The following is a 22,761-nucleotide window of genomic DNA, read 5'->3' as shown; positions in this document are numbered from 1 at the left end:
GCTCCTACAGTGGATCGTGTTGTCAGGCGGTGGTTGGGGTGCGCTCCAATAGGTGTTCGAGGGCGTCTAGTAATTCGTCGCTGCGCAACAGCTCGTAGTGACCGCCCGCCAACAAACGATCGGTGCCGTGATGGCCGACCTGGGCTTCGAACACCCGGCGTTCATCCTCGCGCCCGGCCACCCACCAGCGATGGGCCGCGACATGAATCTTCGGCAGTTGCCGCTGCAACAGCGCAAGCTGTTTGAGCGACGAACCGGTGGCGAAGATCTGCGTCAGTTCACTGGCGCCCAACGCCGCATGGCCATTGGCGCCGTGCATGGCTGCTTCGATCACCACGGCGGCGCCTTCGCGTTCGTTCAGGCCTGTGGTTTTCGAGGCAATCAAGGCCTGTGCTTCTACAGACGGTTGACCGAGGACAAACTTCAGGAAGTCCGCCAGATCTTCGCGCCAGTCCCCCGCTTGCGCCGTACCCGCCACATAACTGTCGACCAGCCCGGCGAACGCCACCGTCTGCCCTTGGGATTCCAGTTCATGGGCAACCAGTTGCGTCAACGCGCCACCCAACGACCAGCCAAGCAGGTAGTACGGCCCTTGCGGCTGTTGCGTGCGGATTCGCTGAGCATAGGCCTGGGCCATGGCCGCTAGCGATAGGTCCTGCCACTGCGGGTCGAGGAGCATGCGACATTGCAGGCCGTACACCGTGCGCCGGCCTTCGAGGCGACGGGCCAGTGGCTCGTAGTCGAACACCGTGCCGAAACCGGCGTGCAGGCAGAACAGCGCCGGCACTTTGCTGACCCGGCCATTCAGCGCCAGCAGCGGGTCCGGCGCTTGTGCCGGTTCTGCGACTTGATAGCCGCTGAGTTCGGCGATGCAGGGTTTCTGCATCAGGTCGCGCAGTTTCAGTTCGAAGCCCAGCTGCGGCTGGCTGCGCACCCGCGAGATGACTTTGAGCACTTGCAAGGAGTCGCCACCGAGTTCAAAGAAGTTGTCGTCGATGCCCACTTGCGGCACGCCCAACACCTCTTGCCAGATCGTCGCCAATGCGCGTTCCAGCCCATTGCGCGGCGCGCGGTAGCCGCCCAGCGCCCATTCCGGTACGGGCAGTGCGCGACGGTCGAGCTTGCCGTTGGCCGACAGCGGGAAGCGCTCCAGCACGAGGATCCGCGCCGGCACCATGTAGTCCGGCAACTGCGCTTGCAGATCGGTCTTCAAGCGTCGATCCAGCCCGGTAGCGGCCGCGGCCACCACATAACCGACCAGCTGTTTACCGGTCGGCGTGTCGTGCACCACCACGGCGGCATCCTGCACTCCAGCGCAGTCACGCAGACGGGCTTCGATTTCGCCCAACTCGATACGGAAACCGCGGATCTTCACTTGCTGGTCGAGCCGCCCAAGGTAGTCGATCAAGCCGCACTCGCGCTGGCGCACCAGGTCTCCGGTGCGGTACATGCGCCCACCGGCTTCGAACGGATCGGCAATGAAGCGCTCGGCGCTCAGGCCCGGCCGCTGGTGATAACCCCGCGCCAGGCATTCACCGCCCAGGTACAACTCGCCGCTGACACCCACCGGCAACGGGTTGAGGTCAGCGTCGAGGATGTACAGGCCACGGCCCGCCACGCCACGACCAATCGGCGCATAGGCCGCCTCGCAGGTTTCGCTGGCTTCGGCACGCCACAGCAACGGCGTGACCACGGTTTCGGTCGGGCCGTAACCGTTGACCAGGCGCTGCGGGCGCAAGGTGCGCTTGACCTGTTCGAAGCTGGCATCCGGCACCGCATCGCCGCCAAAGCAATACACCTCAACCGCCGGCGGATTGCCCAGGCGCTCGGCCACTTCGGCCATCTGTTGCAGGTACGCCGGCGGGAAGCAGGCGACAGTGACGCCGTGGCGATGCAGCATTTCCAGGGTGTGTTCCGGGGTCCACAGGTTGTCTTCGCGGATCACCAGGCTGCCACCGGCCAACAGCACACTCAGCCAGCGTTCCTGGGCACCGTCGAAGGCGAACGACATGAAGTGCAGTTCGCGGCTGCGGGGCGCCAGTTCGTAGAGGTCGATGATGCCGCGGCAATGCCGGGCAATCGGTCCACGTTCCACCGCCACGCCCTTGGGAAGGCCGGTGGAGCCGGAGGTGTAGATGAGGTACGCCAGATGTCCCGGTAACGGATTGATAACCGGGCACTCGGTGCTGCCGGCAACGCTCAGTTGATCGAGCAACAGACGTGGCGGGCTGTCAGCCAGGGTCAAGCGATCACCCAGGTCGCTGTCGCACAGCAACAGGTTGGCGGCCGAATCGCTGAGCATGTAGGCCAGGCGCTCGGCCGGGTAGGACAGGTCCAGCGGCAGATACGCCGCCCCAGCCTTGAGCACGGCGAGGAACGCGACGATGGTGCGTTCCGAGCGAGGCAAGGCCACCGCGACCATGCTTTCCGGACCCACGCCACGACCGATCAATTGCTGCGCCAGCGCATTCGCCTGGGCTTCAAGATCGGCATAACTGAGTTCGCGATCCTCGCAGAACAAGGCGACTTTCTGCGGCTGGCTGCGCACATGCTGATGGAAGCTATGCAGCAGATCGCCGTCGTCGCTGCAGGCTTGCGGCAGGCTTAGACGCGCGTCCGCAAGACCGATATTGCCGAGCAGGCAGTCAGCATCCTCCGGTAATGCCCGCAGCAAACCTTCCATCTGCGCGCGAATCCGCTGCACCTCCTGTTCACTGAAGCGATCGCGCAGGTAGAGGTATTCGACTTCCAGGCCTTCGTCGTTGGCGCTGACCATCAGGTCCATCGGGAAGTTGGTGACGCCGCCGCTGCCGACTTCGGCAAAGCGCAGTTCGCCTTCCTCGCCGCCGCGCAAGGCACGGTCCACTGGATGGTTTTCAAAAACGATGATGCTGTCGAACAGGCCCTGGCCACCCTGCCCGGCCCAGCGCTGGACGTCGGACAAAGGGGTGTGTTCGTAGTCGCGCACCGCCAGGTTGTAATCCTGCAGGTCGCGCAGCCACTCGCCCAGTGGCTGTTGCGGGTCGAGGGTCTGGATCACCGGCAGGGTGTTGATGAACAGGCCGAGCATGTCCTGGGCACCGGCCAGCCCCGTCGGCCGCCCCGCCACCGTGGCGCCGAAGGCCACGCTGCGTTGGCCAGTATGACGTTGCAGCAGCAACAGCCACGCGCCTTGAACCAGAGTGTTGAGGGTGACGCGCTGACGCTTGGCGAAGCTGTGCAACTTGCGCGTCGCCTGGGCGTCGAGGTCGCTGTACATCACGCCATGGCCGGAGCCTGTGGCACCCGATGCCGTGGCCAGGATGGTCGGCGCTTCGAGGGACGCCAGGCGCTCACGCCAGAAGCCTTCCGCCTGTGCCTCGTCCTGGTGTTGCAGCCAGGCGATGTAGTCGGCGTAACGCCCGGTCAGCGCAGGCAGGCTGTCGTGGTGGTACAGGCGCAGCATCTCGCCCAGCAAGCGCGAAGCACTCCAGCCGTCCAACAGCAGGTGATGGTAGATCCAGATCATCTGGTAGCGGTCTTCGCCCAGGCGCACCAGCACAAAGCGCATCAGCGGCGGGCAGCTCAGGTCGAAACCCTTGGCCTGTTCGGCGGCCGCCAGTTCACTCAGCGCCTGTTCGGTGTCGCTACGCTCACGCCAGTCGAGTTCTTCGATCGGCAACTCGACGCTGGCGAACACCGCCTGCAGCGGATCGGCCAGGCCGTCGCGCCAGCGGAATGCGGCGCGCAATACTTCATGGCGCTCGATCAAGGCTTGCCAGGCTGCGCGGAATCGCGGCACCTGCAAGCCGTCCACCGCCACGCTCAACTGATTGACGTAGGGGTTGAGCTGCGGCGATTCGAGGCAATGGAACAGCATGCCCTGTTGCATCGGCGACAGCGGATACAAGTCTTGCAGCCCCTCACGGGCGGCCACTTCGATCTGTGGCACCAGCGCAAATGCCTCGACGGCTGGCGCTTCGACCAACGCGGCTTCACGAGAGCTCGCCACCGCGGCCAGTGCACGAATGGTCTGCTGCTCGAACAACTGCTTGGGACTGAACACCAGCCCACGTTGCCCGGCACGGCTCACCGCCTGCAGCGAGATGATCGAGTCACCACCCAGTTCGAAGAAGTTTTCAGTCACGCCCACCGATTCCAGGCCCAGCAGCTCCTGCCAGATCTCCACCAGCAGGGCTTCGGCCAGCGACGCGGCGGCCACCTGATCCTGATGCTGCCGAGTGGCCTCGGGTGCCGGCAGGCCCTGACGGTCGAGCTTGCCGTTCGGCGTCAGCGGCAAGGCCGCCAGGCACACCAGGTGCGCCGGCAACATGTGCGCCGGCAGACGGCTGCGCAGGTGCGCGGTCAGTGCCTCATGCAGGCCCTGCTCGTCGGCCAGCGGATCGCGCGGCACCACGTAGCCGACCAGTTGACGGCTCACCGGGCCTTCGCGGTCGATGACGAAGGCTTCACGTACGCCTTCGTGTTCCATCAGGCAGGCTTCGATTTCGCCGAGTTCGATGCGGAAGCCGCGAATCTTCACTTGCTGGTCGATACGGCCGAGGTATTCGACCACTCCGTCGGCACGGAAGCGTGCCAGGTCGCCACTGCGGTACAGGCGCGCCCCCGGCACGAACGGGTCCGGCACGAAACGCTCGGCGGTGAGGTCCGGACGCTGGTGATAACCCCGGGCAACGCCCTCGCCGCCCAGGTACAACTCACCCGCCACGCCGACCGGCAACGGCTGCAGGCCGCCGTCGAGGATGTAGGCGCTGCGGTTACCCACCGGGCGACCGATCGGCATGAACGCCGAGTCGAATTCGGTATCCGGATAAGCCAGCCAGATCAGCGGCGTGATCACCGTTTCGGTCGGGCCATAGCCGTTGATCAGGCGCTTGGGTTGCAGGACTTGCTGGACCTCGTCGAAGGCATGCTTGGCCATCCCCTCACCGCACGGGGTGTAGGAACGGATCGGCAGATTGCGCCCGGCTTCGCCCATGTAATCGGCGATTTGCGCCAGGTAACTCGGGGTGAAACAGGCGATGGTGATGCCGTGCTTTTCGATTTCGGCACAGGTGCGCTCCACGCTCCACAACTCGTCGTCGCGGGGCATCACCGCCGAACCGAACACCAGCGGTGTCAGCCAGCGCTCGTGGGCGCCGTCGAAGCTGATCGAGGCGAATTGCAGTTCGCGGTCGTCCGGGGTCATGCCGTACAGCTCGCCAATCGACAGGCAATGCATGGCCAACGGACCGTGGGCCACGCTGACGCCTTTCGGCCGGCCGGTGGAGCCCGAGGTGTAGATCAGGTAGGCGAGGTTTTCGCCGCAGGTCAGGTTGACCGGGTTGCTGTCCGCCATGAATTCCAGCGGCTCGCGGTCGATGTCCAGCACCGCCAGGCTTTCGGGCAATGGCAGTTTTTCCCGCAGCCAGGACTGGCTGATCAGCAGGGAAATGCCGCTGTCGTCCATCAGGTAACGCAGGCGCTCCGCCGGGTAGGCCGGGTCCAGCGGCACGTAGGCGCCGCCGGCCTTGAGGATCGCCAGCAGGCCGATGATCATCTCTGGCGAACGTTGCATGGCCAGGCCGACCCGCGCTTCCGGGCCGATACCGCGCCCACGCAAGTGGTGGGCCAGGCGGTTGGCGCGGCGGTTGAGCTGGTCGAAAGTCAATTCCAGGTCGTTGAAGATCAACGCCGTGGCGTCTGGCCGGATAACGGCCTGGGCCTCGATCAGTTGATGCACGCACAGCGGGTTTTCCTGCGCGGTGAACGGCGGGTTCCACGCCAGCAATTGCTGGGTGCGTTCTGGCGCGGTGAGCATGTCCAGCTCACTCAAGGCCGCCTGCGGCGCCGCCACCATGGCCGCCAGCAATGCCGCCAGGTGCTCACTCATGCGCACAATCGCCGCATGGCTGAAATGACTGCACTGGTAGCTCCAGTTCAGGCTCAGCTGATTTTCGGCGGTGGCCGCCAGGGTCAGCGGGAAGTTGGTGCGCTCGTGGTTCTGCGGGATCGAGAAGCTCAACCCGGCCGGTGCGCCTTGCTGCAAGGCTTCAGCCACCGGGAAGTTTTCGAACACCAGCAGGCTGTCGAACAGCGGCTCGCCGGCACGCCCGGCCCAACGCTGAATGTCGCCCAGGGCGGTGAATTCGTGCTCGCGCAGCTCGAGGTTTTGCGCCTGCAAGCGCGTCAGCCATTGCTCGACGCTTTCGAGGGCGTCCGGGCTGCTGATCACTGGCAAGGTGTTGATGAACAGGCCGAGCTGGCTTTCCGCCCCCGGCAGATCCACCGGGCGACCGGCCACGGTGGCGCCGAACGCCACGCTGCGTTGGCCGCTGTAGCGTTGTAACAACAGCGCCCAGGCCCCTTGCACCAGGGTGTTGAGGGTCACTTTCTGCTGACGGGCAAAGTCGCTGAAGCGCTGGCTGATGGCGACGTCGAAGGTCTGGCGGTGGTCGGCAAAGCCTGCGTCCGCCTTGCTGTCGACATTAGCGAGGCTCTGGGCCAACAGCGTCGGATTGTCGAGGCTCGCCAACTGCCCGCGCCAGAACAGTTCGTCCGTTTGCGCATCCTGGCGTTGCAACCAGCCGATGTAGTCGGCGAATCGCCCGGTCGGCGCCTGGACCGCTTGCCCCGCATAACGCTGCAGCACTTCGCTCAACAGCAGCGAGTTGCTCCAGCCATCGAGCAACAGGTGATGGTGGGTGTAGATCAGTTGCTGACGCTCGTCGTCCAGGCGCACCAGGGTCAGGCGCATCAGCGGCGCCCGGGTCGAATCCAGTTGCAGGCGCTCGCTGTCGATCAGTTGCACCAGCGCCTCGGCCTGATCATCGCGGCCGCGCCAGTCGAGGCAGGTCAGTGGCAATTGCAGATGACGATGCACCAGTTGCACCGGCGCCTCGAAACCTTCGGGGAAATGGAAGCTGCTGCGCAGGATCGCGTGGCTGTCGAGCACCGCTTGCCAGGCACACCCCAGGCGTTCGCCATCGAGACCGCGAGCCTCGACGCTGAGCTGGTTCACGTAGGCGCCGCAATCCGACTCGTACAGGCTGTGGAATAACAAACCCGCCTGCATCGGCGACAACGGATACACGTCTTCGATCTGCGCCGGCGGCACTGGCAGGCCATCGAGTTGCGCCTGGGTCAGTCGGGCCAACGGGAAATCCGCCGGGGTCACGCCGCCCGCGCCAGGGCTCAGGCAATGCTCGATCAGGGCCAGCAGTTCAGCACGGAAATCGTTCGCCAGGGCTTCGATGTCGCGCAGGTCGAAGCATTCGCGGCTGAAGGTCCAGTCGAGTTTGAGTTCGCCGCCATACACCTGACCGTCCACCGACAGCCAGTTGGGCAACGGCGCATCGGCCGATTGCGCAGCACCGCTGGATTCGCCAGCCGGGGTGAACAGCGCGTCCTCGGCAAAGCTCTGGTCGAACTGGCCGAGGTAATTGAAAGTCACTCGCGCCTGGGGCAATGCGGCCAGAGTCGATTGCGTCACCGCATCGCTCATGTAGCGCAACAGACCGTAGCCCAGGCCTTTGCCGGGAATCTCGCGCAGTTGCTGCTTGATCGCCTTGATCGAACCACCGAGGTCGGCCGTCGGCGTCAGGCGCACCGGGAACAGGCTGGAGAACCAGCCGACGGTGCGTGTCAGGTCGATGTCGTCGAACAGCTCTTCGCGGCCATGGCCTTCGAGCTGGATCAGCGCTGACTCGTGGCCGGTCCAGCGACTGAGGGTGCGGGCCAGTGCGGTGAGCAGCAGGTCGTTGACCTGGGTGCGGTAGATCGCCGGGGCCCGTTGCAGCAGTTGGGCGGTTTGCACGCGGTCCAGGCCGATACTCACGCCCTGGCGCAGATGCCCGGCCTGGCTTGCTTGCGTGTTGGCCGCTGGCAACGAATCGCTGGCCCCGGCCAGTTGCGCTTGCCACCAGGTGAGTTCGTCGGTGGCGGTTTTGGAGCGTGCGTAGCTATCGAGTTTCTCCGCCCAGGCCTGGAAGGCGCTGGTCTTCGGCGGCAGCTCTTCGCCTTGATACGCAGCCTGCAAATCTTCCAGCAGCACGCGCCAGGAAACACCGTCCACCGCCAAATGGTGGATCACCAACAATAAGCGCTGGGAACCATCGGCCTGGGCGATCAGCGCCACGCGCAACAGCGGCCCGTCTGGCAGGCTGAGGCTGCGCTGGGCTTCATCGCACACCGACTCGAGCGACGCATCGCTAGCGACGCGGGCGGTCCAGAGCATGTCGATGACATCGGCACTGTCGGCGCCGACATAGCGCGCCGACCATTGGCCGTCAACCTGGCTGAAACGCAAACGCAGGGCATCGTGCTGCTTGAGCACACGTTGCAGGGCACCTTGCAGGCGCGACAGTTCGAGGGTTTCCCGCGGCGATAGCAATATCGCCTGGTTCCAGTGGGCGCGCTGGGGGATCGGTTCTTCGAAGAACCAGCGCTGGATCGGCGTGAGGATTTGCCCGCCGTCCACCGGTCCTTGATGCGCCACGGGGGCGGTCTGTTCTTTCACCACCGCCGCCAGCGCTTGCAATGTCTGCTGCTGGAACAGGTCGCGCGGCTGCAGGCTCAGGCCGGCACGGCGGGCGCGGCTGACCACCTGGATGGAAATGATCGAGTCACCGCCCAGTTCGAAGAAATTGTCCTGACGTCCGACCTGCTCCACCCCCAGCACGTCCTGCCAGATCTGCGCGAGCACGCGCTCGTGTTCGCTGCACGGCGCTTCGAACGCGCGCTGGCTGACCTGCGTGGTCGGTGCCGGCAGGCGCTTGCGCTCGAGTTTGCCGTTGGGGCTCAGGGGCATCTGCTCGATCAGCACGGTCTGCGCCGGCACCATGTAGTCCGGCAGGCTGCCGAGCAGATGGCTTTTCAGGGTTTCGCGCCAGTTACCTTGCCGGGCCGCATCAGCGTCAAGCAACCCGCGATCCTGGGGCACGATGTAGGCCACCAGTTGTTTGCCACTCGGGCCGTCGAGGGCCAGCACCACGGCTTCCTGCACGTCGACATGTTCTTGCAGGCGCGCTTCGATCTCTCCCAGTTCGATGCGCAGGCCGCGAATCTTCACCTGGTGGTCGATCCGCCCGCAGTAGTCGATGGCACCATCGGCGCGGTAGCGCGCCAGGTCACCGGTGCGGTACAAGCGCTCGCCGCTGCCGAACGGGTCGACCACAAAACGTTCGGCGGTCAGTGCGCCACGACGGTGATAACCGCGGGCCAGGCCGACGCCACCGAGGTACAACTCACCCACCGCGCCCAGCGGCAGGGGTTGCAGTTCGCTGTCGAGGATAAAGGTACGCAGGTTGGCGATCGGTCGGCCGATCGGCACGCTGTCGCGGCCCTCTTCCACACAGGTCCAGTGGGTCACGTCGATGGCCGCTTCGGTCGGGCCATACAGGTTGTACAGGTAGGCTTGCGGCAGGCACCGCAGGGTCTGGCGTTGCAGCTCCATCGGCAGCGCTTCGCCGCTGCAGATGATGCGGGTCAGGGTCGTGCAGGCCAGGGCTTCGTCGGCAGCGATGAACGCCGCGAGCATCGACGGCACGAAGTGCAGCGTGGTGATCGCCTGCTCGACGATCAGCGCGGCCAGGCGTTGCGGATCGCGATGCTCACCGGGCGCGGCGATCACCAGGGTGGCGCCTTTCATCAACGGCCAGAAAAACTCCCACACCGACACGTCGAAACTGAACGGGGTTTTCTGCAGCACACGGTCCGTGGGCTGCAAGTTATAGGCTTCCTGCATCCATTCGATACGGTTGTGCAGCGCCACATGGCGGTTACCGGCGCCCTTGGGTTTGCCGGTGGAACCGGAGGTGTAGATCATGTAGGCGAGGTTTTCCGCCACGGCCAGGTTGGGCAAATCGCTGCCCGGCAACTCGCTCAACCAATCGGCATCGCCGTGCAGGCACAGGGTGCGCACGTGGTCCGGGGTCGGCAATTGCACCAGCAGATGCTCCTGGGTCAGCAGCAGTGTGATGCCGCTGTCTTCGATCATGTAGCTCAGGCGATCGGGGGGGTATTCCGGGTCCAGCGGCACGTAGGCAGCGCCGGCCTTGAGAATCGCCAGCAGGCCGACGACCATTTCCAGCGAACGGTCGCAGGCGATGCCGACGATCACTTCCGGGCCGACACCCTGGGCGCGCAAGTGGTGGGCCAGGCGGTTGGCGCGCAGGTTCAGCTCGGCGTAGCTCAAGGACTGGCCCTGAAACACCAGCGCCGTCGCCTGGGGATTGTCCAGCACCCGTGCTTCGAAATGCCGCTGCACACAGACTTCGCCCGGATAGACCTGAGCGGTGTCGTTGAGGTCGTCGAGGATGCGCAGGCGCTCGTCGGCCTCCAGCAACGGCAATTCGGCCAGCGGCGTGTGCGGGTTGGCCAGTACCCCGGCCAGCAGGTTGCGCCAGTGCCGGGCCAGGTGCTCGATGCGCTCGGCGTCGAACAGGTCGGTGGCGTAGGTCAGGCTGGCGAACAGTTGGTCGCCCTGTTCCTGGGTGTCCAGTTGCAGGTCGAATTGCGTGGTGTGCGCCGTGGCGTTCAACGCCTCGACCCGCAGGCCGGCGAGTAAGCCGCTGACGGCGGCGGGCTTGGCCTGTTGGTGGTTGAACATCACCTGGAACAACGGGCTGTGGCTCAGGCTGCGTTCGCCTTGCAGGGCCTGCACCAGGCGTTCGAACGGCAAGTCCTGGTAATCCTGGGCATCCAGGGCAAAGGCGCGGGTCTGGTCGAGCAACTCGGTGAACGGCAGTCGCCCGTCGAGTTCGGCACGCATCACCTGGGTGTTGACGAAGAAGCCGATCAGGCCACGGGTCTCGGCGCGATTGCGGTTGCCGATCGGCACGCCGATGCGCAGGTCGGCCTGGCCGCTGTAGCGATAGAGCAAGGCCTGGAAACTGGCGAGCAACAGCATGAACGGGGTGACGCTGCGCTGTTTGGCCAGATTCACCAAACCGCTGGCCAAATCCGCATCCAGGGCGAAATCCAGACGCGCACCGCGCTGGCTCGGTTGTGCAGGACGCGGGCGATCGGTCGGCAATTCCAGCAGCGGCTGCTCGCTGCCGAGCTTGCCACGCCACCAATCGAGTTGACGCTCAAGCTCGCCGGCTTCCATCCAGCGTCGCTGCCATGCAGCGTAGTCCGAATACTCGATCGGCAGCGCTTGCAGCTGCGCGCTGCGGCCCTGGCAATGGGCGGCATACAGCTGGGAAAACTCCTCCACCAATACGCCCATCGACCAACCATCGGTGACGATGTGGTGCAGGGTCAGCACCAGCACATGGTCCTCGGCATCCAGCTGCAACAGGTTGACGCGCAGAAGCGGGCCCTGTTGCAGATCGAACGGGCGGGCGATTTCCTGCTCGACCTTTTTCATTGCTGATGCGAAGCGCTGGGCCTCGGGCTCGCCGCGCAGGTCGTGCTGCTCGATGGGGAGCGTGGTGAACGTGGCCAAGGTCTGCAGCACCTGGCCGTCATCCTCGACAAATCGGCTGCGCAGGCTCTGATGCCGCTCCAGCAAGACATCGAAACTCTGCTGCAACGCCGCGACATTCAGCGGCCCCTGTAAACGCAAGGCCGCGGGAATGTTGTAGGCGCTGCCCTGCGGGTCGAGCTGCCAGAGGAACCACTGGCGCTGCTGCGCATAGGACAGTTCGAAGCTCGCTTGCAGCCCGGCGGTGGACGGGATCGGCAGTTGGCCGAAGCTCACGCCCTGCTCCTGCATCTTTGTCAGAAACTCGCGGCGCTTGTCGGCCGGCAGGCCAGCGAAGCGGGTGGCGATACGCGAGGCGGTGCTGTGTTCCATCAGTTGATCTCCATCTCGTCCAGCAGCGACTCAAGCGCATCCAGACGGGCATCGTTGTCAGTCGGGGCTTGTTGCCCTGCGTTGGCGGCATAAGCCTGAAGGTCGTTGCTTTCGAACAGCGCGCGCAGCGGCAGCTCGATGCCCAGCTCCAGTTCCACACGGGCACTGGCCTGGGCGGCGAGCAGCGAATGCCCGCCCAAATCAAAGAAGTTGTCGCGCCGGCCGATCTGCGCCACGCCCAGCACCTCGGCCCAGATCGCCGCCAGTTGCTGTTCGAGCTTGCCCTCGGGGGCCTCGAAAGTTCGCTGCCAGTGCTCGGCAGCCGGCAGCGGCAAGGCCTTGCGATCGAGCTTGCCGTTGCTGGTCAGCGGCAAGGCATCAAGCAACAGCCAGTGGCTGGGCACCATGTAGTCCGGCAGGTCGACCTTGAGCGCGGCGCGCAGGTGGTCGCGCCAGGCGATGGGGTCGTGCGGGGTTTGGTCGGCGACGACATAGGCGCACAGCTGTGGTCCTGCGTCAGTGGCCTGCACGCTCAACACTGCCTGGCGCACGCCCGGTTGTGCCAGCAGCGCGGCTTCGATCTCGCCCAGTTCGATGCGGAAGCCACGGATCTTTACTTGCTGGTCGATGCGCCCCAGGTAGTCGATGCTGCCGTCGGCGCGCTGGCGCGCCAGGTCGCCGCTGCGATACAGGCGCTGGGCCGCATCGAACGGGCTCGGCACAAAACGCTCGGCGGTGAGGCCGAAACGCCCGTGGTAACCGCGCGCCAGGCCGGCGCCGGCGATGTACAACTCCCCCGCCACGCCCACCGGCACCGGTTGCAATTGGCCGTCGAGCAGGTACCAGCGCAGGTCGCGGATCGGCAGGCCGATCGGGCTCTGGGCCTTGCCGTCGAGGTCGGCCAGGCGGATCGCGCGGTAGGTCACGTGCACCGTGGTTTCGGTGATGCCGTACATGTTCACCAGGGTCGGCTGCCGGTCGCCGAAGCGTTCGAACCAGGGACGCAGGCTGGCCACTTCCAGGGCTTCGCCGCCGAAAATCACCTGGCGCAACGCCATTTGGCGTGGGCTGGCGCAGGCGATCGGCAACAACTGGCGGAAGGCCGATGGGGTTTGGTTCAACACCGTCACCCCTTCATCGCAGAGCAGGCGGTGGAACGCCTGGGGCTCGCGGCTGATGTAATACGGCACGATCACCAGGCGCCCACCGGTGCACAGTGAACCGAACAGCTCCCACACCGAGAAATCGAAGGCATAGGAGTGGAACAGGGTCCAGACATCGTCGGCGCCGAAACTGAATTCGGCCGCGGTGGCCGTAAGCAGGCGCCCGACGTTGCCATGGCTGAGCAAGGCGCCCTTTGGCCGGCCGGTGGAGCCGGAGGTGTAGATCACGTAGGCGAGATTGTCCGGCATCGCCAACGGCGCCAGGTTGTCGGCGCTGCAGGTGTCCAGTTGCAGCGCCGCCAGGTCGAGGACCTGCACGCCTTCCCGGGCGGGCAAGCCATCGATCAGGTGAGCCTGGGTCAACAACAACGTGATGCCGCTGTCTTCGATCATGTAGCTCAGGCGCTCGGCCGGGTATTGCGGATCGAGCGGCACGTAGGCGCCACCGGCCTTGAGAATCGCCAGCAAGCCGACCACCAGCGGCATCGCCCGCTCGGTGGCGATACCCACCCGCACTTCCGGACCAACGCCCTGCTCACGCAGCTGGCGCGCCAGGCGGTTGGCCTGGGCGTTGAGTGCGGCATAAGTGAGTTGTTCGCCTTCGCAGGACAATGCGATAGCGTCCGGGCGTTGCGCAGCCTGGGCTTCGAACAGCTGATGCAAGGTTGGCGATGGCGCTTGCGCTTCGAACGCCGGGTTCCAGTGCTGGATCAAGCCGTCGTAATGCGGCGCTTGCAGCAACGGCAGTTCAGCGACGCGCTGCTGCGGATCGGCAACCACCGCGCGCAACAGGTTCAGCCACTGCTCGGCGAAGCGCTGCATCGAGGCCGCGTCGTACAGGTCGGTGGCGTAGCTCAGGCTGGCGGTGAGTGTGTCGCCCTGCTCCTGGGTATCGAGCACCAGGTCGAATTGCGCGCTGTGTTGCTGCCAGTGCAGGCGCTCGACCAGCAGGCCGGCGACCTCGCGCTCGACACTCGCGCCCATTTGTTGCTGGTGGTTGTAGAGCACCTGGAACAAGGGGCTGTGATTGAGGCTGCGATCCGGCTGCAGGGCCTCCACCAGTTGCTCGAACGGCACGTCCTGATGCGCCTGGGCATCCAGTGCGAGCTGCTTGACCTGTTGCAGCAAGGTGCTGAACGGTTGCTGCCCGTCGATCTCGGCACGCAGCACCTGGGTATTGATGAAGAAGCCGATCAGGCCTTCGGTTTCCAGGCGCGAACGGCCGGCACTCGGCACGCCGACGCTGATGCCCGACTGCCCGCTCTGGCGGTGCAGCAAGGTCTGGAAACTGGCCAGCAACAGCATGAACAGCGTCACGTGCTGTTGCTGCGCTCGCTCGCGCAAACCGGCCAGCAGTGGGCGATCAACGTTCAGCGTCAGGCTGGCGCCGCGCTCACTGCGCCGGGCCGGGCGCGTCAGTTCGCTCGGCAATTCCAGTGGCGCCTGGCTGCCATCCAGCTGCTCGCGCCACCACGCCAGTTGCCGCGCGCCCTCGCCGGCCTCCAGCCAGTCGCGCTGCCAGCGGGCATAGTCGCTGTAGTGCACCGGCAGACTCGCCAGGCTGGCCGCACGCCCTTGCACAGCCGCCTGATACAAGGCGCTGAACTCGTCGACCATGACCTGCATCGACCAGCCGTCGGCAGCGATGTGGTGCACGGTGAGCACCAGCACATGCTCCTCGGCGCCGACCTGCAACAGCAACGCCCGCCACAGCGGACCGTTGCGCAGGTCGAACGGGCGGGCGATTTCTTCGGCCACGGCGGCGTCGACCGACGACTCGTCCAGTTGCCGTTCACTCAGTTGCAACGCCAGTTCCGTGTGCAGCAACGCTCGCGCCTGCTGGCCGTCCTGTTCGAAGGTGGTGCGCAGGGTCTGGTGACGGGCCTGCAATTGCAGGAAGGCCTGGCGCAGGGCCTGGCGGTTCAGCACGCCCCTGAGGCGCAGGGCCGCCGGAATGTTGTAGGCGCTGCCCTGTGGCTCCAGTTGCCAGAGAATCCACTGGCGCTGTTGGGCGTAGGACAGCATCCGTGGTTGGTCATTCGCAGCACGTTGCAGTTGTGGCTGGGCGCTGGTGTCGGCAAGTGCCGCGCGCTCGGCGAACGACGCCAGGTTCGTGGCGGAAAACAGGCTGCTCACCGACAGTTCGAGGTTCAGTTGCTGGCGCACCCGCGAGATCACTTGCAGCACCAGCAACGAATGGCCGCCCAGCTCGAAGAAGTTGTCGTCGCGGCCCACCTGTTCGACCTGCAACACGTCCCGCCAGATCTGCGCCAGTTGCATTTGCAGGCCTGCGGCCGGGGCAACGAAGGCCCGTTGTGCAGCGCCGAACTCAGCACGTGGCAAGGCCTTGCGGTCGAGCTTGCCGTTGTTGTTGAGCGGCAACTTGTCCAGCAGGACCATGTGGCTGGGCACCATGTATTCCGGCAGCGACTGTTGCAGGACAGTCTTGAGCCCCTGCAGGTACTCGACCTGGGAAACCACCGGAGCACTGGCCACGACGTAGGCCACCAATTGCGTGCCGTCCTGGGCAATGACGGCGGCTTCACGCACTTCTTCCCGGGCTTGCAGACACGCCTCGATCTCGCCCATCTCGATGCGCAAACCGCGAATTTTCACCTGATGGTCGATACGCCCGACGTATTCCAGATCGCCCCTGGCGTTGTAGCGCGCCAGGTCGCCGCTGCGGTACAGGCGCGCGCCCGGCTTACGGGCAAACGGGTCCGGCAGGAAACGTTCGGCAGTCAACGCCGGACGGTCGAAATAACTTTGCGCCAGGCAGGCCGGCGCGCCGATGCATAACTCGCCGACGCCATCGGCCGGCAGCAACTGTCCGGCCGCGTCCAGCACATAGAGCGCTCGACCGGCGATGGCGCGACCGATCGGGATGCCGAATGCATCACTGGCATCGTCCAGACGGCACTCATGCACGCTGGACACCACCGTCGCTTCGGTCGGCCCGTAGGTATTGAGCAGGCGCACGTGGCCAAGACCGGCCTGGTGCCACAGGCGCAGGCCTTCCACCGACATCGCTTCGCCGCCGACGTGCACCTGGCGCAAGGCGCCGAGGGTGCGCACCGCACCGCTGGCACATTCACCGGCCAGCAGGAACCAGTAGGCGGCGGGCAGGTCGGCCAGGGTTACGCCCTGATCGACGATTTCGCTGGCCAGTCGGCCAGCGTCCCACAGCTCATCGCCGCGCATGATCAACGCCGCGCCGACGCACAGCGCCGGGAAGCACTGCTCGACGAAACCGTCGAAACTGAAGGTGGCGAATTGCAGTACGCGGTCCGCTTTCGTCAACCTCGAGTAATAGGCAGCGGTTTGGCAGAACTCGCGTAATGCGTCGTGGGCGATGGCCACGCCTTTGGGTTGGCCGGTGGAGCCGGAGGTGTAGATGATGTAGGCCAGGTCTGCGGCGATCGCGCAGTTCTGCGGATTGCCATGTGGATAACTGGCGCTGTCATCGAAGCACAGGCGTGCCAGTCCCACCGGCAACGCCAGGTCTTCCAGCAGACCGGTCTCGCACAGCAGCAGGTCGAGACGGCTGTCCTCAACCATGTACGCCAGGCGCTCGCTCGGGAGTTTGGGGTCCAGCGGCACATAGGCCGCGCCGCTTTTCAGCACCGCCAGCAAGCTGACGATCAACTGCGGACCGCGACGCAACGCCAGGCCGACACGCTTGCCGGGACCGGCACCGTTGTCAATCAGGCGATGAGCCAGGCGGTTGGCCTGGGCATTGAGCTGGCCGTAGCTGAGGGTCTGGCCGTCGGCCTGCAACGCCAGTGAATCAGGGGCAGCGGCGGCCTGGAGGGCGATCTGTTCGTGGACCAGCAGCGTTGTGGATAACTCGACCGCCGTCGATTGACTGATGGCGAGTACCGCACTCTTGCCGTCGGCACCGAGCAGTTCCAGCGCACCCAGCGCCGCGTCCGGCGAGGCCACCAATTGCGTCAGCAGGTGCTGCAAATTGGCCGACAGTTGGGCGACTTGAGTGGCGCTGAAACGCGCCGCGTCGTAGCTGAAATCCAGGCTCAGGGCTTCGCCCATTTCGATGCCCAGGGTCAGCGGATAATGGGTGCGTTCGTGGTTATGCAAATTGCCGAGCGACAACCCTGCCGGTGCGCCCTGCTTCAGCGCTTGGGCGACCGGGAAGTTTTCGAACACCAGCAAACTGTCGAACAGCGCCGAGCCCTGCTGCCCCGCCCAGCCCTGAATGTCGTACAGCGGCACATGCTCGAACTCGCGCATGGCCAGGTTCAGGCCTTGCAACTCGCCGAGCCACTGGCTGACGCTCTGCTCCGGTGTCATCGCGCACACCAGCGGCAGCGTGTTGATGAACAGCCCGAGTTGCTCTTCGATGCCCGGCAACGGTGCCGAACGCCCGGCCACTGTGGCGCCGAACACCACGCAATCCTGGCCGGTGTAGCGCTGCAGCAACAGGCTCCACGCTGCTTGCAGCACGGTGTTGAGGGTGACTTTCTGCTGCCGGGCGAACTCGGCCAGGCGCTGGGTCGCACAGCTGTCGAGGGCTACGCGATGCTCCCCGCTGCCCTCGCCGCCGACCGGTGGGCGCAAGGCTTCGGCCAGCAGCGTCGGTGCTTCAAGTGGTGCCAGGGCAGCCTTCCAGAACTGCTCGCCAGCGACGGTCGATTGCTGCTGCAACCAGCCCAGGTAATCGCGGTACTGCCCCGTTGGCGCCGGTAGCGATTGCCCGGCGGCGTAGCGCTGGATGACTTCGGCGAGCAACTGCGCGTTGCTCCAGCCGTCCATCAGGATGTGGTGGCTGGTGTAGATCAGGTGCCAGGCGTCCGTGCCGATACGCACCAGTTTCAAGCGAAACAGCGGTGCCGTGCCCAGCTCAAAACCTTGCGCACGTTCGGCATCGGCCAGGGCGTCGGTATCGGTTGCTTCCAGCACTTGCAGCGGCAACGTCACCTGACGGGTTATCGCCTGATGTGCAACGTCCAGACCTTGCCAGTGGAAGCTGCTGCGCAGGATGTCGTGACGCTCGAGCGCCGCCTGCCAGGAGCGAGCGAAGCGCTCGCTGTCCAGGCCGCCGATGTCCAGGCGCAGCTGGCTGATGTAGGCGCCGACCTGCGGCTCGTACAGGGTGTGAAAGAGCATGCCCTGCTGCATCGGCGACAGCGGGTAGAGGTCTTCGAGGGCCGCGACATTCATCGGCAATGCATCGAGCTGCGCCTGATCGATCCGCGCCAACGGGAAGTCCGAAGGTGTGGCCTGCGGCGCCGGCAGCGTGCAGCAGTGCTCGATCAAGGCGTTGAGCTGCAGCGCGTAATCGTCGGCCAGACGCTGGATGGTCGCGGTGTCGAACATCTCGCGGCTGAAGCCCCAGCTCAGGGACAGCTCACCGCCATAGACCCGGCCTTCGACCACCAGCCAGTTGCCCAGGGGTGCCGTCGGGTCCTGGGCGATGCCGTTGCCTTCGGTGGACGGGGTGAACAACGCGCCTTCATCGAACTGCCGGTCGAACTGCCCCAGGTAATTGAAGGTGATACGCGGTTGCGGCAGTGCCGCCAGTTCGGCGCGTACTTCAGGCGTACCGAGGTAGCGCAGAGCGCCGTAGCCCAGGCCTTTGTCCGGGACGTTGCGCAATTGCTCCTTGATGGATTTGATCGATGCGCCGAGCTCAACGGCGGGTGTCAGGTTGACCGGGAACAGGCTGGTGAACCAGCCGACGCTGCGGGTCAGGTCGACGTCGTCGAACAGGTCTTCGCGGCCATGGCCTTCGAGCTGGATCAGCGTGCTGCCCTGCCCGCTCCAGCGGCAAACGGTGCGGGCCAGCGTGGTCAGCAGCAGGTCGTTGACCTGGGTGCGGTAAGCCGCCGGGGCCTGTTGCAGCAGCTTGCGGGTTTGCTCGGTGTCGAACTTGAGTTCGAGTTTGTGCTCGAAGCGGTTTTCCAGGGCGCCATCCGGGCGCTCGCACGGCAGGTCTTTTGGCGCGTGTCGCAGTTGGGCGTGCCAGTGGCCGCGGCTGTGTTCGAAGGCTGGCAGATGATCCTGCAAGCGCGCGACCCAGCGCTGATAGCTGCTGGTTTTCGCCGGTGCGGCGCCGCCATTGTAGAAGTGCTGCAGGTCTTCGAGCAGCACGCGCCAGGACACGCCGTCCACCGCCAGGTGGTGGATCACCAGCAGCAAACGTTCAGAGCCATCAGCCATCGCCACCCACAGCGCGCGCAGCAAGGGGCCATTTTGCAGGTCGAGACTGCGCTGGGCTTCGTCGCACAGGGCGTTGAGCTGCTCGACCGATTGCGCCTGACGTTGCCACAGCACTGACTCCGCGGTCGGGGCTGAGTAGGTTTGCTGCCACCCGTTTTCCACCTGTGCATACCGCAGGCGCAGGCTGTCGTGTTGGGTGAGCAATTGTTCCAGGGCGCGATCCAGCACCTCGACGTTCAACGGCTCGCGCGCAATCAGCAACAGCGACTGGTTCCAATGCTGGCGCTCGGGGATGTCTTGTTCGAAGAACCATTGTTGCACCGGCGCCAGCGCCACGGCGCCACCCGCCGGGCCTTGATCGACCTGCGATTGCTCACCAGTGCGTGCCGCTTGGGCGAGGCTGCGGATGGTCTGGTGCTGGAACAGATCCTTGGGGCTGAGCAGGATGCCGGCCTGGCGCGCGCGGCTGACCACTTGCATCGAGACGATGGAGTCGCCGCCCAGTTCGAAGAAATTGTCTTCCAGGCCGACGTTGTCGATGGCCAACACGTCCTGCCAGATCGCGGCGAGGAGCTTTTCCAGGGCACTGCGTGGCGCGACGTGTTCGCGTTGCTGCTGGCTGCCGTCCACCGCTGGCAACGCCTTGCGGTCGAGCTTGCCGTTGGGGGTCAACGGCAGTTGCCCGAGGAACAGCAGGAACGCCGGGACCATGTAGTCCGGCAGGTGCTGGCGCAGTGCGGCTTTCAGGGATTCACGCAGGGTCGCTTGCCCATCGCTGTCGCCGAGCACTGCCGAATCGTTGGGCACGATGTAGGCCACCAGGTGCTGACCGCTGGCGCCGTCCTGGGCCAGCACCGCGAGTTCGCGCACCGCCTCCTGCTGCAACAGCCGCGCTTCGATTTCCCCCAGCTCGATACGAAAGCCACGGACCTTGACCTGATGGTCGACACGGCCGACGTATTGCAGGGTGCCCTCGGCCTGATAGCGGGTCAGGTCGCCGGTGCGGTACAGGCGTTCGCCGGTGCTGGAAAACGGGTTGGGGACATACTTTTCTGCGGTCAGGCCCGGCCGTGCGAGGTAACCACGGGTGATGCCCGCGCCACTCAGGTACAGCTCGGCGGACACGCCCTGGGGCACCGGTTGCAGGTCGGCGTCGAGCAGATAACTGGCGGTGTGCTTGAGCGGGCGGCCGATGCTGGCGCAGCCACCGGCTTCGCGACGGGTCCAGGTGGAATAGGTGGTGTCTTCCGACGGGCCGTACAGATCGTAGACATGCTCGACGGTCGGCTGTTGATACAGCGCCTCCACCAGGCTCTGCTTCAACGGCTCACCGGCCAGGTTGATGATGCGCACGCTCGGCGGGATCTGCCCGTCGCGTTGCAGCGCGTTGATCGCCGACGGCACGGTGTTGATCAGGCGCACGTGATCCCGGGCCGGCAGGTGCGGCAATTCCAGGGCGTTGCGGGCGATGATCAGCGACCCACCGTTGGCCAGGGTGACGAACAGCTCCCAGACCGACAGGTCGAAACACACCGACGTCGAGGCCAGCACGCCCTGGATGTCGTCGCGGCAGTACACCGATCCGGACCAGTCGATCAGCGCCAGGACGTTGCGATGGGCAATCGCCACGCCCTTGGGTTTTCCGGTGGAGCCGGAGGTGTAGATCACGTAGGCCAGGTTGTCCGGGGTGACGCGGGTGACCGGGGCGCTTTGCGGGTAGGCGGCTAGCGACTGGATCTCGTCCATCAGCAGGACTTGAGTGTCTGCGCTCACACTCAACGATTCGGCGACGGCCCGCTGCGTGACCAGCACCCGCGCGCGGCTGTCTTCGAGCATGTAGGCGACCCGCTCGGCCGGATAATCCGGATCCAGCGGCACGTAGGCGCCACCAGCCTTGAGCACCGCGAGCAAGGCGACCAGCAGTTGCTCGGAACGCTGCATGGCCACGCCGACCCGCACTTCCGGGCCGATGCCGAGTTCGATCAGCTTGTGGGCCAGGCGATTGGCTTGCTGGTCGAGTTGGTTGTAGGTCAGTTGCTTGTCCGCAAAGGTCACGGCCAATTCATCAGGACTTGCAGCCACTTGCTGGCTGATCAGCTGATGAATGCACAGATCCTGCGCAAAGCTTTCATCAGCGCGGTTCCAGTCGTGGACGATGCGCTGGTATTCGGCCTGCTCCAGCAGAGGCAAATCACTGATGCACTGTTGCGAATCGCTGACCATGCCTTGCAGCAAACGCGTCCAGTGTTGCGCCATGCGCGCAATGGTCGCGGCGTCGAACAGGTCGTTGGCGTAGGTCAGCGCGGCGTGCAGCTTGCCGCCTTTCTCGTAGGTGTCGAGGGTCAGGTCGAACTGCGTGGTACGCCCTTGCCACTCGATCATGCCCAGTGCCAGGCCGGACGCCGTGGTCACCGTGGAGATATCCGCGACCTGCGGCTGATGGTTGTACATCACCTGGAACAGCGGCGTGTGGCTGAGGCTGCGTTCCAGTTTCAGCGCTTCGACCAGGCGCTCGAATGGCAGGTCCTGGTGAGCCTGGGCGCCCAGCGCGGTTTCCTTGATGCGCCGCAGCAGTTCGTCGACCCGGGTTTGCCCGTCCAGTTGCGTGCGCAGCACCTGGGTGTTGACGAAGAAACCGATCAGCCCTTCGATTTCGGCGCGGTTGCGGTTGGCGATCGGCACGCCGACGCGCAGGTCGGTCTGCCCGGTGTAGCGGTGCAGCAGCACGTTAAAGGCGCCAAGCAGCAGCATGAACAAAGTGATGTTGTGCTTCTGCGCGGTGGCCCGCAGTTGTTCGGCCAGTTGCCCGTCGACGGCGAATTCGTAGCGGGTGCCGCGATAGCTCGGCATCGCCGGGCGCGGGTGATCGAGGGGCAGTTCCAGCACCGGATGCTCGTCGCCCAGCTGCGCTTGCCAATAGTCGAGTTGGCGCGCCTGCTCGCCAGCCTCCAGCCAGCGGCGTTGCCACAGGGCGTAGTCGCTGTACTGGATCGGCAAGGGTGCCAGTTGTGGTTGTTTGCCGACATCGAAGGCGTCATAGCAGCGGACGAACTCGTCGATCAGCACGTTCATCGACCAGCCGTCGGACACGATGTGGTGCAGGGTCAGCAGCAGGACGTGTTCCTGTTCGGCCAGCTTGAGCACTGTGACGCGCAGCAGCGGGCCAGTGCCCAGGTCGAATGGCAGCACCGATTGCTGCGCGGCGGCCTCGGCCACGGCCTTCTCGCGCTCGCTGGCTGGCAAGGCGCTGAAGTCGTCCTGGGCGATCACCAGCGGCGCCGTGGCTGGCACTTGCAGCAGGCTATCGTCGGCCTGGGGGGCGAACACCGTGCGCAAGGTTTCATGGCGCGCCGCCAGGCTGGCGAATGCCTGCTCCAGCGCCGCCAGGTTCAGACGACCGCTCAGGCGCACCGCACCCGGCAAGTTGTAGGCGCCGCTTTGCGGGTCCAGCCGCCAGAGAAACCACATGCGTTGCTGGGCGTACGACAGCGCCTGGCGATCCTCGGCCTCTACCCCGGCAGGAATCGGAAAACGGGCGAAATCCACGCCCTCCTTGTGCAAGGCCGCAAGGAACAGCTGGCGCTTTTCCAGGGGCAACCCGATAAACCGGCGAGCAAGTTTCAAGGAGTCTTCAGCATTCAT

2 protein-coding genes are annotated in these 22,761 nt (G+C 65.2%); both read right to left on the bottom strand.

The window, feature by feature from the left end:
* Positions 1 to 22: 22 nt before the first annotated feature.
* Positions 23 to 11,779, bottom strand: a complete 11,757-nt coding sequence (locus tag NQL71_RS02825; RefSeq protein WP_274642239.1) for a non-ribosomal peptide synthase/polyketide synthase — start codon at positions 11,777 to 11,779, stop codon at positions 23 to 25.
* On the bottom strand, positions 11,779 to 22,761 hold the full coding sequence (locus NQL71_RS02820; RefSeq protein WP_274642238.1) for a non-ribosomal peptide synthetase: 10,983 nt from the start codon (positions 22,759 to 22,761) through the stop codon (positions 11,779 to 11,781). Before NQL71_RS02820 ends, NQL71_RS02825 begins: the two co-directional genes overlap by 1 nt.

Origin of the sequence: Pseudomonas serbica (assembly GCF_028823535.1) — a bacterium.
In the GTDB taxonomy this organism is placed as follows: domain Bacteria; phylum Pseudomonadota; class Gammaproteobacteria; order Pseudomonadales; family Pseudomonadaceae; genus Aquipseudomonas; species Aquipseudomonas serbica.
Note: the sequence above shows the minus strand (reverse complement) of the source record. Positions and strands in the feature narration are given on the sequence as shown.

What these genes read in the sequence shown, in the direction of transcription:
- NQL71_RS02825 (WP_274642239.1), bottom strand. Translation starts at nt 11,779, where the DNA reads ATGGAACACAGCACCGCCTCGCGTATCGCCACCCGCTTCGCTGGCCTG.
- NQL71_RS02820 (WP_274642238.1), bottom strand. Translation starts at nt 22,761, where the DNA reads ATGAATGCTGAAGACTCCTTGAAACTTGCTCGCCGGTTTATCGGGTTG.